Source organism: Arthrobacter sp. D1-29 (genome assembly GCF_054130585.1).
The window spans coordinates 2990783-3004828 of sequence record NZ_CP096383.1 but is presented as its reverse complement, the minus strand read 5'-3'; the positions used below and the strand labels follow the sequence as shown (position 1 = coordinate 3004828).

Annotated in this window: 15 protein-coding genes; 13 read left to right on the top strand and 2 right to left on the bottom strand. The window is 64.3% G+C overall.

Annotation, left to right across the window (positions count from 1 at the left end):
• The first annotated feature begins 3 nt into the window (after positions 1-3).
• The 12 genes from M1E17_RS13520 to nusB all read left to right on the top strand — a co-directional run bounded on the left by M1E17_RS13520 (position 4) and on the right by nusB (position 11164).
• On the top strand, positions 4-378 hold the full coding sequence (locus M1E17_RS13520) for a DUF948 domain-containing protein (RefSeq protein ID WP_267279219.1): 375 nt from the start codon (positions 4-6) through the stop codon (positions 376-378).
• A gap of 16 nt (positions 379-394) precedes the next feature.
• The gene (locus tag M1E17_RS13515) at positions 395-637 is read left to right on the top strand and encodes a hypothetical protein (protein WP_457962540.1); all 243 of its coding nucleotides are present in this window, start codon (positions 395-397) and stop codon (positions 635-637) included.
• 113 nt (positions 638-750) lie between these two features.
• Positions 751-3429 (top strand): alanine--tRNA ligase, encoded by a 2679-nt coding sequence (gene alaS / locus M1E17_RS13510; RefSeq protein WP_457962539.1) that lies wholly within the window; start codon positions 751-753, stop codon positions 3427-3429.
• Between the two features lie 8 nt (positions 3430-3437).
• Positions 3438-4037 (top strand): Holliday junction resolvase RuvX, encoded by a 600-nt coding sequence (gene ruvX / locus M1E17_RS13505; RefSeq protein ID WP_457962538.1) that lies wholly within the window; start codon positions 3438-3440, stop codon positions 4035-4037.
• Positions 4034-5743 carry an endolytic transglycosylase MltG gene (gene mltG / locus M1E17_RS13500; RefSeq protein WP_457962537.1) on the top strand — a complete coding sequence of 570 codons (1710 nt, stop codon included), beginning with the start codon at positions 4034-4036 and terminating at the stop codon, positions 5741-5743. The genes ruvX and mltG overlap by 4 nt, the downstream gene beginning before the upstream one ends.
• Positions 5740-6633, top strand: coding sequence for a shikimate dehydrogenase (locus tag M1E17_RS13495; protein WP_457962536.1), 894 nt, complete (start codon positions 5740-5742; stop codon positions 6631-6633). The genes mltG and M1E17_RS13495 overlap by 4 nt, the downstream gene beginning before the upstream one ends.
• 26 nt (positions 6634-6659) lie before the next feature.
• Complete coding sequence (gene aroC, locus M1E17_RS13490) at positions 6660-7859, top strand: chorismate synthase (protein WP_457962535.1); 1200 nt, start codon at positions 6660-6662, stop codon at positions 7857-7859.
• A gap of 59 nt (positions 7860-7918) precedes the next feature.
• Positions 7919-8428, top strand: coding sequence for a shikimate kinase (locus tag M1E17_RS13485; RefSeq protein WP_457967747.1), 510 nt, complete (start codon positions 7919-7921; stop codon positions 8426-8428).
• A complete protein-coding gene (gene aroB / locus M1E17_RS13480) occupies positions 8425-9516 on the top strand; it encodes a 3-dehydroquinate synthase (protein ID WP_457962534.1) in 1092 nt (363 codons plus the stop codon). Before M1E17_RS13485 ends, aroB begins: the two co-directional genes overlap by 4 nt.
• Positions 9516-10034: a tetratricopeptide repeat protein gene (locus tag M1E17_RS13475; RefSeq protein ID WP_457962533.1), complete on the top strand. Its 519-nt coding sequence runs from the start codon at positions 9516-9518 to the stop codon at positions 10032-10034. The genes aroB and M1E17_RS13475 overlap by 1 nt, the downstream gene beginning before the upstream one ends.
• 156 nt (positions 10035-10190) lie before the next feature.
• Positions 10191-10754 carry an elongation factor P gene (efp, locus tag M1E17_RS13470; RefSeq protein WP_267275270.1) on the top strand — a complete coding sequence of 188 codons (564 nt, stop codon included), beginning with the start codon at positions 10191-10193 and terminating at the stop codon, positions 10752-10754.
• Positions 10754-11164, top strand: coding sequence for a transcription antitermination factor NusB (gene nusB / locus M1E17_RS13465; RefSeq protein WP_267275269.1), 411 nt, complete (start codon positions 10754-10756; stop codon positions 11162-11164). The genes efp and nusB overlap by 1 nt, the downstream gene beginning before the upstream one ends.
• A 98-nt stretch (positions 11165-11262) precedes the next feature.
• On the opposite strand, the gene M1E17_RS13460 is transcribed toward nusB, so the two are convergent.
• Positions 11263-12057 (bottom strand): SDR family oxidoreductase, encoded by a 795-nt coding sequence (locus M1E17_RS13460; protein ID WP_457962532.1) that lies wholly within the window; start codon positions 12055-12057, stop codon positions 11263-11265.
• 96 nt (positions 12058-12153) lie between these two features.
• Here M1E17_RS13460 and M1E17_RS13455 point away from each other — a divergent pair, with 96 nt between their 5' ends.
• Positions 12154-12594 carry a protein-tyrosine phosphatase family protein gene (locus M1E17_RS13455; protein ID WP_457962531.1) on the top strand — a complete coding sequence of 147 codons (441 nt, stop codon included), beginning with the start codon at positions 12154-12156 and terminating at the stop codon, positions 12592-12594.
• Between the two features lie 10 nt (positions 12595-12604).
• Here M1E17_RS13455 and M1E17_RS13450 read toward each other — a convergent pair whose 3' ends face one another.
• Complete coding sequence (locus tag M1E17_RS13450) at positions 12605-13897, bottom strand: PrsW family intramembrane metalloprotease (RefSeq protein WP_457962530.1); 1293 nt, start codon at positions 13895-13897, stop codon at positions 12605-12607.
• Positions 13898-14046: the final 149 nt, after the last annotated feature.

Here is a 14046-nt window from a genome sequence, read left to right as displayed (position 1 = left end):
TCTATGTCTGGTGGCGATATTGCCGGCCTGATCGCTGCCGGGGTGTTTGCGCTCCTGGTGCTGCTGCTGGCCGTGCCGATCCTGAAGCTCGGGAGGGTGCTGGATGAGGTCCGCACCTCCATCCGTTCCATCAGCGACGGCGCCACTCCACTCATGGACGAAGTCACAGCCACGGTGTCCACCACCAACCAGCAGCTGAAAAAAGTGGACGGCATTGCCTCCAACGTTTCCGATGCCTCCGCGAACCTTTCAGCGCTGTCCTCCCTGGTTGCCGCTACGGTGGGGTCACCGCTGATCAAGGTGGCAGCCTTCAGCTATGGCGTCCGCACCGCCCTGGCCAACCGCAAGAAGCCCGCCGCCGGCCGTCGCAGCCGCTAAGCCACCGGAGAAGAACATGAAACGACTAGTTTGGATGGGAATCGGCGTCGCCATCGGCATCATCGCTTTCCGCAAGATTAGCGAAACGCAGTCCAATCTCCAGGCCAACCTGGGGCCGGAGGGCCTGAACCGTGCCGTGGGCAGGCTGACTGATGGCCTCTATGAGTTCGCCGACGCCGTCCGTTCCGGAATGCAAGAGCGCGAGACCGATCTGCGGACCGCCCTCGGCGTTGAGTCCCAGGACCTGGCCCGCCGCTGACCCGCGGAAACAGCGGAGAATTAAACCAGCAGTTCCGCTCATCCGGAGCTGCCGTCTGAACCAAACTCTCACGCGAGGAAAAGCGTGAACCAAGAAGGGTATGTAATCAACTCATGAAGTCGCAGGAGATCACAAAGCGCTGGGTGGACTTTTTTGTCAGCAAAGGCCACACCGCGGTTCCCTCCGCGTCCCTGGTGTCCAGCGACCCGTCCCTGCTGTTCACCGTTGCCGGCATGGTGCCCTTCATTCCTTATCTGACTGCGCGCGAAGAAGCGCCCTACTCCCGCGCCACCAGCGTGCAGAAGTGCATCCGCACCGGTGACATCGAAGAGGTGGGCAAGACCGCCCGCCACGGGACGTTCTTCCAAATGTGCGGCAACTTCTCCTTTGGCGACTACTTCAAGGAAGACGCCATCAAGTTCGCCTGGGAACTGCTCACCACCAGCGTGGACGACGGCGGCTACGGCCTTCCGCCCGAACTCCTCTGGGTGACCGTCTACGAAGAGGACGACGAAGCCAAGGACCTGTGGCTGAAGAACACCGGCGTCCCCGCTGACCGGATCCAGCGGATGGGCAAGGCGGACAACTACTGGCACACCGGCCAGCCCGGACCGGCGGGCCCCTGCTCCGAGATCTACTACGACCGTGGCCCGGCCTACGGCGTCGAAGGCGGCCCCCTCGCCGACGAGAACCGGTACGTCGAAATCTGGAACCTGGTGTTTATGCAGTACCAGATCGACAACGTCCGGTCCAAGGACGACTTCGACATTGTGGGTGAACTGCCGAAGAAGAACATTGACACCGGGCTCGGCATGGAGCGGCTCGCCATGATCCTTCAGGGCGTCGAAAACATGTACGAGACCGACCAGGTCCGGCCGGTCATCGACAAGGCCGCCGAACTCTCCGGCCGTGAATACACGTCTGCGGAAACGCCTGATGATCCGCACCACACGGACGACGTCAGGATGCGGGTCGTGGGGGACCACATCCGCTCCGCGCTGATGCTGATCGCCGACGGCGTGACGCCGTCCAACGAAGGCCGCGGGTACGTCCTGCGCCGCCTCATCCGCCGCGCCGTCCGCTCCATGCGCCTGCTCGGCGTCGAAAAGGCCTGCCTGCCTGACCTGCTGCCGGAATCCCGCGACGCCATGAAGGGCGTCTACCCGGTTGTGGAGACTGACTTCGACCGCATCAGCCGCATTGCCTATGCAGAAGAACGTGCCTTCCTCCGCACCATCGCCTCAGGCACCGCCCGGCTTGAAGATGCAGTCACGGAATCCAAGGCAGCCGGCCGTCCGCTGTCCGGTGCCGACGCGTTCGCGCTCCACGACACCTACGGCTTCCCGATCGACCTCACCCTGGAAATGGCTGAGGAAGCCGGGCTGAAGGTGGACGAACCTGAATTCCGCCGGCTTATGCTCGAACAGCGCCGGCGTGCCCAGGCGGACGCCAAGGGAAAGAAGGGCGGCCACGCGGATCTCAGCGCCTTCCAGGAACTGCTGGCGCAGGGCGAGACCGTCTTCACCGGTTACACGGACCTTGACGGCGAGTCCCGTGTCCGCGGCATCCTCAGCGGAGGCCAGAAGGTTGGCCAGGCCTCCACCGGCGACGAGATTGAGCTTGTCCTGGCAGAGACGCCGTTTTATGCCGAAGCCGGCGGCCAGGCAGCCGACACAGGCCTGATCACCGGCGACGGGTTCGTCGTCGAGGTCCTGGACGTCCAGCGCCCGCTCAAGGGACTCAGCGTCCACAAGGCGATCGTCCGCGAAGGCGAGATCGGCTCCGACGCCCTGGTGCGGGCAGCGGTGGACCGGGAACGGCGCCACGCCGCCGAGCAGGCGCACACAGGTACCCACATCGTCCATGCGGCGCTGCACCAGATCCTCGGCCCCGAAGCTACCCAGCGCGGTTCCTACAACAAGGCCGGCTACCTCCGCTTCGACTTCGCGTGGGGCGAAGGGCTCAGCCCTGCCACCCGGTCCGAGATCGAGGAAGTCTCCAACCTGGCCATCCGCAACAACCACCGCGTTGAAACCAAGGTGATGGGGCTGGCTGAAGCCAAAGCCCTGGGCGCCATGGCGCTGTTCGGTGAGAACTACGGAAGCGAAGTCCGCGTGGTGGAGATCGACGGCGCGTGGTCCCGTGAACTGTGCGGCGGGACACACGTGCCCAGCACGTCCCAGATTGGAAGCCTTTCGCTCCTCGGCGAACAGTCCGTAGGCTCAGGGAACCGCCGTGTTGAGGCGTTCGTGGGCATGGACGCCTTCCGCCACCTGGCTGCTGAGCGGGCCCTGGTGACCGAACTGACAGAAATGCTGAAAGTCCCCTCCGGCCAGCTGGCGGACAGGATCGCCGTCACCCTTGCGAAGCTGAAGTCGGCTGAGAAGGAACTTGAACGCCTCCGGAAGGAACAGCTGGCGGCAGCCGCCGGGCAGCTGGCCGGAACCGCCAAGGACGCGTCCGGTGTGAGTGTTATTGCCCATGACGCAGGCCAGGTCAACGGCGCGGATGACCTCCGCGGCCTTGCGCTGGACCTGCGGAACCGCCTCGGTTCGGCCCCGTCAACCGTGGCTGTGGCCGGGGTCAGCAACGACCGGCCCATGATCCTGGTGGCCACCAACGAGGCAGCCCGGGACGCCGGCGTCAAGGCCGGAGCCCTGGTCCGGCTCGCTGCCGGCATCCTGGGCGGCGGCGGTGGCGGCAAGGACGATGTTGCACAGGGCGGCGGGACCGACGCTGGCAAAATCACGCCGGCGCTTGCCGCCGTCGTGGATGCCATCTCCCGGCGATAAAGCATCCCGTGACCAATCCTGCTGCATCCGGCGACTACCCCCAGGGCATCAAACTGGGGGTGGACGTCGGCACCGTCCGTGTGGGGGTGGCCATCTGCGACCGGGACTCAATTCTGGCAACGCCTTATAAAACCCTGGACCGCAACCCGAAGAAGAATTCGGACGTCAGGATCATCGGATCCCTGGTTGAGGAACTCGGCGCTGTCCAGGTCATTGTGGGCCTTCCCCGCACCATGAAGGGGGAGGAACATGCCTCCGCGAGGATGGCAACAGAGTACGCGCAGCTGGTCGCCACCGAGCTCGAAAACCGTGGCCTGGACGTGCCGGTCAACCTAGTGGACGAGCGCCTGAGCAGCGTCTCAGCCCACCGGAATCTTCACGAAGCTGGCATGAGCAGCCGAAACCACCGTAAAGTAGTGGATCAGGTTGCGGCGGCAGGAATACTCCAGCACGCCATCGAAATGCAAAAAGCCAGGGGAACGGATGTTGGCAGCCGCGTGACTGCGCCTGTCCGTCCGGGGCACTCCGGGTCGGTTAAGGCAGATCTGATTGCAGAAGCCGCCCCGGAGGACAAGACACGATCTTCAGAAAACGGAAGGCTACAGTGAGCCCGGCCAATATTGACGACTCCTCCGGTAACACCAGCAGCGGTGCGGCCAGGGCGTTGACCCGTAAAGAGATCCGGGCACGGGAAAAGTCCCTGCATACGGATGGCAGCAGTGTGGTCCCGGAACAGGCGTACGAAACCGGCGACGTGTTCCCGGCAGCGGCAGAGGTTCCTGAACCCGTCATCGCGCCAACGGCCAGGCCCGCCGCCGAGACCCATGTAGAGCCGGTAATTCAGCCGGGGCCGGTGATTCAGCCTTGGACAGAGCCTGCTGCTCAGGCCGCTCCTGCAGCCCCCGCCAGTTCCCCGATCCCCGCCGCGCCGGATACGCCACCCTCAATCCAGGAAGTGGAACCGGCCTACGCCGTGGGAAGTCCGTATGACGACGTCGCCGCTGAGGAGCTTCATACCGCCGTCCACCCCGTTCCTGTCCAAGCGGCCGTCCACCATGAGACCGACGCACACGAGACTGAGGCGTACGGGCACTATTACGAACCCGACGGAACCCACCACGCGGACGGGCAGCATCATGACGCCTATCATTCTGCGGACTACTTCGAGGACCAGCACCACGATGAACACCACGACGGACACCACCAAGGGGGCGTCCTCGGCGGCGCAACAGCTGTCTCCGTAGTGGCCGGACCCTCGAAGAAGGTCCGTCGGCGGCGCCGCTTCCTTGCCCTGTTTTTGACCCTTGCCGTGTTTGTTGTTGCCGTCGCCGTCGGTGCGCAGTTCCTCAAGCCGCTGCTGGGAACTGACAAGCTTAGTGATTATCCGGGACCCGGTACGGGGGAAGTCCAGCTGACGGTGGAGCCCGGCCAGGGCCCGCGGGCTGTGGCCACCAACCTCGAAAGCCAGAAAGTGGTTGCCAACGCAGACACCTTCCTGCAGGCCTTTACGGCTTCCGGCGCCACCCTGGCCCCGGGTGACTACATATTCCGGACGGAGATGAAGAATTCCGACGCCGTTAATGTCCTGGTTGGAAAGGACAAGGGCAAGGTCATCTACTTCGCCCTGAGCGCCGGCCTGCGCATCGGTGAATCCCTGCAGGCCATCTCCGAGGGGTCCGGAGTGCCGTTGCAGGACCTGCAGGCGCTCAGCAACCAGCCGGCCCAGTTTGGACTGCCCGCCACTGCCAAGAACCTGGAAGGTTACCTGGCTCCGGGTGAGCACCGCTTCCCGCTCGGTACACCGGCCAAAGACATTCTGCAGGCGCTGGTCAAGATTACAGTCGATGAACTCGTGGCACAGGGCATTACTGACCCTGCAAAGCAGTATGAAGCCGTGATTGTGGCCAGCATTGTCCAGGCCGAGGGCGGCCAGGCGGAGTACGGTGATGTGGCCGGGGCCATCTACAACCGGCTGAAACCCAACGACCAAACCGGCGGCTTCCTGCAGGTGGATTCGGCCGTCACGTACGGTCTCGGCACCAAGAGCTACAATTTCACGGACGCCGAGCGCCAGGACAAGGGAAACCCATACAACACCTATGCCAACCCGGGCCTTCCGCCGGGACCGATCGGTTCTCCGGGCAAGACGGCCATCGATGCTGCGGCCCGGCCGAAGTCCAATGACTACCTCTACTGGGTGACCATCAACCTGGACACGAAGGAGACCAAGTTCTCCCGCACCCTGGCCGAACACAACAGTTACGTTGAGCAGTACAACGCCTGGTGCATGGCCAATGTGGGCCGTTGCGCATGAGCCTGAGGGCCGCCGTCCTGGGTCATCCGATCAGCCATTCGAAGTCGCCCGCCCTGCATAAGGCTGCCTACGCCAAGCTGGGAATAGACATCAGTTACACCGCCATTGACGTCACCGAGGCCGGCTTGCCCGCGTTTATGCGCGACGTCCGTGGCCAGTCAGGCTGGCGGGGGCTTTCCGTCACGATGCCGCTCAAAACCGCTATGGTTCCCGAGGTGGACGAAGTCCGTGGCGTGGCCCGGGTCCTTGGCGTGGTCAATACGGTTGCCTTCGAGGATCAGGGCGACATCGTCAGGAGAATCGGTTACAACACCGACGTCGCCGGAATCGTCAATGCCGTGCGGAACGCAGGGGTGGCTGCCACGCCCGCTGCTGTAGTCCTGGGTGGCGGCGGAACGGCGGCATCTGCGGTGGCGGCACTCAGGGACCTTGGAACTGACCGGGTGCAGGTATTTGTGCGCGACACCGCCAGGGCAACCGAAGCCCTTGCGGCCGCGGCGGGAGTGGGTCTTGCCATCGACGTCAGTCCGCTGACGGAAGCGGCCAGCGCCATGGCGCGTGCCGACGTCGTGATTTCAACATTGCCGCCGCATGCGGCAGACGGACTGGCGGATGAACTGGCGGATGAACTGGCGAAGGGACCGGCCAAAGGACTGGCCTCCGCCGGCACCGGGACCGGCGTGCTGCTGGACGTGGCCTACGATCCCTGGCCCAGCCGGCTTGCTGCAGTGTGGCAGTCCGGCGGCGGTTCGGTGGTTCCCGGACTGGAGATGCTTCTCTATCAGGCCGTGGAACAGGTGCGCCTTTTTTCGCGCCGGGGCGAGGAAGTTAACGCAGCTGTCATAGATGTGATGTGTGACGCAGTCGGACTTCCCCGACGGGCGTTCTGACCGCCATACGTGGCAGGATGGAAATTATGTTGCGTTGGTTGACAGCCGGTGAATCCCATGGTCCGGCTCTGATGGGAATTATTGAAGGCGTCCCCGCCGGTGTGGAACTCACCAGCGGGCAGATCGCCGATTCATTGGCACGCCGCCGCCTCGGTTACGGCCGGGGCGCACGTATGAAGTTCGAACAGGACGTCGTCACCATCCTTGGCGGGGTGCGGCACGGCCTGACCCAGGGCGGCCCTGTTGCTATCCAGGTGGGCAACACCGAATGGCCCAAATGGGAGCAGATCATGTCCCCGGACCCCGTTGACGCTGAGGTCCTCGCCGACCAGGCACGCAACGCCCCGCTGACGCGTCCCCGCCCGGGCCACGCAGACTTTACCGGGATGCAAAAGTACGGCTTCGCGGAGGCCCGGCCCGTGCTTGAGCGCGCCAGTGCCCGCGAAACGGCCACGCGCGTTGCCATGGGCACGGTAGCGGCCCAATTCCTCAAGCACCTGGGCATCGAACTGGTCAGCCACACGGTCTCGATCGCCAGTGTCATGGTGCCGGAAGGCCGCCCCCTGCCGGTCCCAGGCAACGTGATTGCGCTGGACGCGGACCCGTTGCGTTGCTTTGACCGCGACACGTCCAACGCCATGGTGGCCGAGGTTGATGCGGCGCATAAGGAAGGCGAGACCCTGGGCGGTGTGGTGGAGGTCCTGGCCTACGGACTTCCGCCTGGACTTGGAAGCTACGTGCACTGGGACCGCAGGCTCGATTCCCGGCTGGCCGCAGCGCTCATGGGCATCCAGGCCATCAAGGGTGTGGAAGTTGGCGACGGCTTCCGTACCGCGGCACGCCGTGGTTCTGCAGCGCACGACGAGATCGTCAAGGACGCCGACGGCAGGATCATCCGCACCAGCAACCGCGCAGGCGGGATCGAAGGCGGCATGAGCATTGGCGACGTGCTCCGCGTCCGGGCGGCCATGAAACCGATCGCCACCGTACCGCGAGCACTGAAAACCATCGACGTCACCACGGGGGAGGCCGCCAAGGCACACCACCAGCGTTCTGACGTTTGCGCCGTGCCGGCAGCGGGCGTCGTCGCGGAAGCAATGGTGGCGCTGGTGCTGGCGGAGGCCATCACCGAAAAGTTCGGCGGCGATTCAGTCGCGGAAACTGCACGTAATATCAAGGGCTATCTGGACAACATTCCGGCATCCCTGGACTCGATCGGCCAGTAGTGCCCTCCAGCAGCAAATCCGGTTCCGTTGGGAACCGGCCCATAGTGCTTATCGGCCCCATGGCCGTGGGCAAGTCGGCCATCGGCCAACAGCTTGCCCAGCAACTTGGTGTCCCCTTCGTGGACACCGATGCAGTCATCGTGGGAAACCATGGCTCCATAGCTGACATTTTTGCCGGCCGCGGGGAGCACGCGTTCCGGGAGATCGAGGCGCGGACGGTTGCAAGTGCCGTGGAGGACGCGGCAGGTTCGGCAGCGGTGATCTCCCTGGGTGGCGGCGCCGTGCTGGATTCGGGAACGCAACAACTGCTGGGCCGTTGCACCGTGGTCTACCTCGAATGCGATGCTGAGACAGTGGCAGGCCGGATCGCCCGCAATTCAGGCCGTCCGCTGCTCGCCGGCGATGCCATGGCCCGCTGGACCGCATTGTTTGCCACCCGTAAACCCGTCTACGAACGCCTGGCCGATTTGGTCCTGGACGTCCGCCACGGTTCGGTTGCCGAACTGGGACGCCGGCTCGAAGCTGCGCTGCGGGAACTCGCAGCTGCCAAACAGGAAGTTGAAAATTGAGCGACGAATCAACAGTCATCAGTGTCACCGGCGAGGCCGCCAGCCAGAACTACGACGTCGTAGTGGGCCGCGGCCTCCTGGGGAGCGTTCCTGCCTTGCTGGGGGAGCGCGTCCGGCGGGTGCTGGTCATCCACCCCAGGGCCCTGCGGCTCACCGGGGACACTGTCAGGGACGAGCTCGCCGCTGCGGGCTTTACGTCCCTGACCGCGGAAATTCCCGACGCCGAAGAAGGCAAGCACATCCAGGTGGCCGCGTTCTGCTGGCAGGTCCTGGGCCAAAATGACTTCACCCGGTCCGACGCCATTGTGGCCGTGGGCGGCGGCGCAGTGACGGACCTTGCCGGCTTTGTGGCCGCCACCTGGCTGCGTGGCGTCAAGGTGATCCATATGCCCACCAGCCTGCTGGGCATGGTGGACGCCTCGGTAGGCGGCAAGACAGGAATCAACACTGCGGAGGGAAAGAACCTGGTGGGGTCCTTCCACCCGCCCGCCGGAGTGCTGGTGGATCTTGACACCCTGGACACGCTGCCCCGCAACGAACTGATTTCCGGAATGGCCGAAGTGGTTAAATGCGGCTTTATCGCCGATCCAACCATCCTGGACCTCGTCGAAAAGGACCCGGAGGCTGTGGTTGATCCGCAGTCCGCCGTGCTCCGGGAGCTTATTGAGCGGGCCATCGCTGTTAAGGCAAAGGTTGTTTCCGAAGACCTCAAGGAATCGGGACTCCGGGAAATCCTGAACTACGGCCACACCCTGGGCCACGCCATCGAACTGGTGGAGCGCTACTCCTGGCGGCACGGTGCTGCCGTCTCGGTGGGCATGATGTTCGCAGCCGAGCTTGCCCGCAGTGTGGGCCGGCTCAGTGACACCGACGCCGACAGGCACCGCAGCATCCTGGAAACCCTGGGCCTGCCCGTCACCTACCGGCGGGACCGCTGGCAGGGGCTGCTGGACGGAATGCGCCGGGATAAGAAGTCCCGCGGGGACCTGCTCCGGTTCGTTGTCCTGGACGGCATTGCCAAGCCCGGCATCCTGGACGTCCCGGATACCTCGCTGCTGTTCGCGGCCTACCAGGAGATCGCTTCCTGATGCAGGGCGCATTCGAGGGAACCACAGACTGGCCGGAGGCAGGCTTCCCGGGAATCCGGATCAACCCGCAGACGCTGCTGCCGCAGATCGTTAACGAGGAGGTCTGCCGTGCGGCCCTTGCCGCCTCTGCAGATCCCGCGGACCACATCTTTGTCCTGCTGGTGGAGGGCCATGCACCGGAGGCCGCGGAACTGCTGGCCGAGGCGCGCTTCAAGGACCCCGAGTCGTTCCGGCTGCGTGCCTTTGAAGCGGAGGTGCTGCGGGTCTCCAACCGCCTGGACCGGGCCGTGGAACTGTTCCGGCAGTTGCTCGCCGAAGTTCAGGGAACGCCCCGTGAAGCGCTGGTGCTCCAGTTCCTCGGAAAGACCCAGTACACCGCCGGACAAACGTCAGCGGCCGTTGAATCCTTTGCCCGGGCGCTGGACCTGCGGGTTGCCGAATCCGCCGACGCCGCGCAGATCTACTCGTCCACGGTGGCCCTGCAGCGCGCCCGCGAGGTCCTGGACCTCGCCTGCTGACAGCCTTGCCATCCGGGCTGACAGAAGCCCTGCCGTCTTACCGGTAGAATGGTTTTTGGATTTTTGATAAACACGCGCTGGCAGGCCGTTTGGCATGCCTGGCCGGCATAGAACGTCTGACCCAGTGACCAGACAGATAGAAACCAGAGGAAACCAGTGGCAACCACTAACGACATCAAGAACGGAACGGTCCTCAAGCTTGAGGGCCAGCTCTGGAACATCATCGAATTCCAGCACGTCAAGCCCGGCAAGGGCGGTGCGTTTGTACGGACCAAGATGCGGAATGTGATGTCCGGCAAGGTTGTGGACAAGACGTTCAACGCCGGCCTCAAGATTGAGACCGCAACTGTGGACCGGCGGGACTACCAGTACCTGTACCAGGACGGTTCCGACTTCGTGTTCATGGACACCTCCGACTACGACCAGATCACCGTGTCCGGTGCCACCGTGGGCGACGCCACCAACTTCATGCTCGAGAACCAGATGGTCAACATCGCCATCCACGAGGGAACCCCGCTGTACATCGAACTCCCTCCCAGCGTTGTCCTCGAAATCACCTACACCGAGCCGGGCCTTCAGGGCGACCGCTCCTCCGCCGGCACCAAGCCGGCCACCCTCGAAACCGGCTACGAGATCCAGGTACCCCTGTTCGTTGAGAACAACACCAAGGTCAAGGTCGACACCCGCGACGGCAGCTACCTCGGCCGGGTCAGCGAGTAGTGAGCGCACGCGGCAAGGCCCGTAACAGGGCACTGGATGTTCTCTTTGAAGCTGAGCAGCGCTCCGTTTCTGCGTTTGATGTACTGAGGGCGCGGCGGGAGAAGACCGACCAGATCGTGAACCCGTACACGCTGGAAATCGTCGAAGGCGTGATCTCACAGCAGACCGCCATTGATGAATTCCTCGAGACGTATTCGCAGGGCTGGACGCTGGACCGGATGCCTTCGGTGGACCGGATCATCCTGCGGATCGGCACCTGGGAACTGCTGTACAACGACGACGTCCCCGACGGCGTCGCCGTCAGCGAGGCAGTGGCACTGGCCAAGACGCTCTCAACTGATGAATCGCCGTCGTTCATCAACGGGCTCCTGGGCCGCCTGCAGCAGCTGAAACCGTCGCTGCTGGCCTGAGCCTTTCACTGCGGCCTCACTGCGCCCCACCATAAAGCACGAAGCACCCAAAGCCCCTTGCCGGGTCACCCTGGCAGGGGCTTTTGGTTTTCCACACCTTAATGTTTCGCGAGCCACTTGGCCCAGGTGGTTGTTCCCAGCCGGCCGTCGGGGCAGGTTTGCGGACCGCTTGCCCGGACGGCAAAACCAGGCAGCGGAATTTCCAGGATTTTCCGGTGGACGTCCCGGGCCGCCTGGTACTGGCGCCCGATATCCGCCTGGGACAAGACTTCCGGCCCGGCAAAACACGGACGGTCACCCGCCGGACCCGCCCCCAGAGACTCGACGACGTACGGAGCGAATTCGGCAGAATCACCGGGCTGCATGCGAAGGTTCGACGGAGCAACCCAGACGCGCTGCTTCCTCATATGGTCGTGGAACCTTGCCAATAGCCAAAAGAATGGCGTGGCCGGAACAATCGTCCACGGAACCGCGGAGCTCCGGACAATGTTCTCCGCCTCCGCCTTCCGCCGGAGATAGGGAACCTTGGAATGCTGGACTCCCACTATTGAGACATGCAGGAAGTGCTCCACTCCGGCTCGCTGTGCTTCGTCCAGGAGCTGTTGGGTTCCGTGCACGTCCACGTCAGGAGGGCTGGTCACAAAGTCCACCGGCAGGAAATGGCCCCTCCGGGCAGCCGGTGAAAGTGTCGCGGCATGAACGATCACGCGGACCCCGGATACCGCCTCCCTGATTCCCCGGCCCGTGGCGAGATCGCCCTCGAACGTTCTCACATCGGTTCCTGCGCGCGGTGTACGCGACAAAACACGCACCCGCTCGCCCCGCTCCAGAAGCAGCCGTACGACGTCGGTCCCCAGATGGCCCGAGCCTCCTGTCACTAGCACTTCGTCCACAGCCAGACTCCCTCTCCCAGGGACGGTGCCGCATGGCTGCGCGGCGCCGTCATGTCCTTGGGGCCGTTCTACCACGGGCCGTTCTAGCATGGAATGGTGTCAGAAACGTGGGATCCGGGCAGTCCCGGTGTGGTGGTCCTGCCCAGCGGACGCGCGGTGCGGGGCAGGGCGCTGAGGCAGGCCAGGCCAGAAGGGCAGCAACCGCAACACGGCCTGTACCTCTCGGCCCGCGAGCCGCTGACGGTTCCGTGGACGTCGCGGTGGCTCCGCTGGCCGGACTTCAGGCTGCCCAGCGATAAGGCCGAGGCCAGGATGCTGTTGGAGGAAGCCTGGGCCTGCGCCGTGGACATGCGGGTTGAAGTCGCCTGCTGGGGAGGGCGGGGACGCACCGGTACAGCGCTTGCCTGTATCGCAGTGCTCGACGGCGTTCCACCGGCAGAGGCCGTGGCCTACGTACGGGAGCGCTACGATCACCGTGCGGCGGAAACCCCTTGGCAGCGGAAGTATGTGGCCCGCTTCGGCCAGGGTAACGCCTGAGCCGGGGATTTCAGCCGGCGACCGCGGTCCGCAGCGCCAGGATGTTGTGCAGCTGCTGCCGTTCCTCAGCCTGGTGCAACTGGACGTCGCGGCCGCTGAGGATCCGCTGCCGGGTGAAGGCGAGCTGCGTTGCCGCCTTGACGAAGGCCTTCATTTGGGGCCTTCGGTTGTAGCTGCCGGCCCAGTTCAGGGCGCTCCGCCGTCCGCTGGGAGTGGCAAGCATGGCAACCTCCGACGGGGTGAACCAGCCCGCCGCGGCATACTCCAGCAGCCTCTGCCGGGTGAGCCGGTTTTCGGCAACGCGCAGCAGGATGATGCCGATGATGGCCAGCACAAAGATCGGCACCTGGACCAGGATGTATTCCACCAGGAAGCCCTGCCCCATGCTGTTCCACCGGTTGTGCAGGAACATGGCTGGCAGGAGCCCGATGAAAAACGCCGCCACCGAAGCGCCCGAGTGCCAGCGGCGGGCGGCAAACCCCATAATCAGGCCGGTGGTTCCCGTGAAGATCGCGTGCGCGAAGGGAGACATCACGCCTCGGAGCAGGAAGATCTGGGCCAGATCTGACGCGGGACTCGCGGACTCGGCAATGGCCCGGCCGAAATAGAGGATATTTTCCGTGAAAGCGAAGCCTCCGGCGATGGTGAAGGCGAAAACAACCCCGTCCACCGGCCCGTCGAAGTGCTTTCGCGCCATCAGCAGGAGCAGCAGCAGTCCCAGCGACTTGGCGAACTCCTCCACCACCGGTGCCTGGATGGTGGCCATGTAGGTCCGGAAATCGGCCTCGTCAGCGAACTGGAAGGCCAGCGCAAAAAACGGCTGGATGAGGAGCGTGACGGCGATGGACACCGCCGCTCCCCAGGTAAAGGCAAAGAGCAGAAGACGTTTGGGCTCCGGTTCCCAGCGGTCAATGACATAAACAGCCAGCAACACCGCGGAGAGCGGGATCAGGGAGGCAACGAATCCCACCAGGAACCCGGCAGTTCCCGTGTTCGCCAGCAGGAACGGGACCACCAGGAACAGGCTGAGGAAGGCCAGGACACCGCCGCCGATGGTCAGCGCAAGCAACCCGGGGGACGGGGTGCCGATGGTGCTCCCGGCGGAGCTGCGCATTTGCGGCGGCACCAGCGGATGACCCTGGCCGGCATTGACTGGTCCGGCCGCATTTCCCGGTGCCGGCCGGTAGTACTGCGGCTCCACGTGGCCCATCCAGGTGGGGTTGGCCTGGCCGGGGAGTGGGCCTGGGGGTCCTGCGGGCCGGCCGGGTTGTCCGTCGGCGGGCGGAAAAGGGTGCATCGACATGGGAAAAGCCTATGGTTCCTGCATCCGGTAACCAAGACAGGGCGCACCGGAGGCACCCCCGGGTGTGACCATAAACGCCCCGCTGGGGAAAGGAGGGAAGCTGCCGGTGTGGTAATTTTGGAAGGCAAATGTTCCTTTTTTAATTCCGT

Bases quoted from the DNA above. Each gene is read 5' to 3' on its own strand.
- M1E17_RS13495 (WP_457962536.1), top strand. From the start codon at position 5,740: ATGAGCCTGAGGGCCGCCGTCCTGGGTCATCCGATCAGCCATTCGAAG.
- alaS (WP_457962539.1), top strand. From the start codon at position 751: ATGAAGTCGCAGGAGATCACAAAGCGCTGGGTGGACTTTTTTGTCAGC.
- aroC (WP_457962535.1), top strand. From the start codon at position 6,660: ATGTTGCGTTGGTTGACAGCCGGTGAATCCCATGGTCCGGCTCTGATG.
- M1E17_RS13450 (WP_457962530.1), bottom strand. From the start codon at position 13,897: ATGTCGATGCACCCTTTTCCGCCCGCCGACGGACAACCCGGCCGGCCC.
- M1E17_RS13515 (WP_457962540.1), top strand. From the start codon at position 395: ATGAAACGACTAGTTTGGATGGGAATCGGCGTCGCCATCGGCATCATC.
- M1E17_RS13520 (WP_267279219.1), top strand. From the start codon at position 4: ATGTCTGGTGGCGATATTGCCGGCCTGATCGCTGCCGGGGTGTTTGCG.
- M1E17_RS13485 (WP_457967747.1), top strand. From the start codon at position 7,919: ATGGCCGTGGGCAAGTCGGCCATCGGCCAACAGCTTGCCCAGCAACTT.
- M1E17_RS13475 (WP_457962533.1), top strand. From the start codon at position 9,516: ATGCAGGGCGCATTCGAGGGAACCACAGACTGGCCGGAGGCAGGCTTC.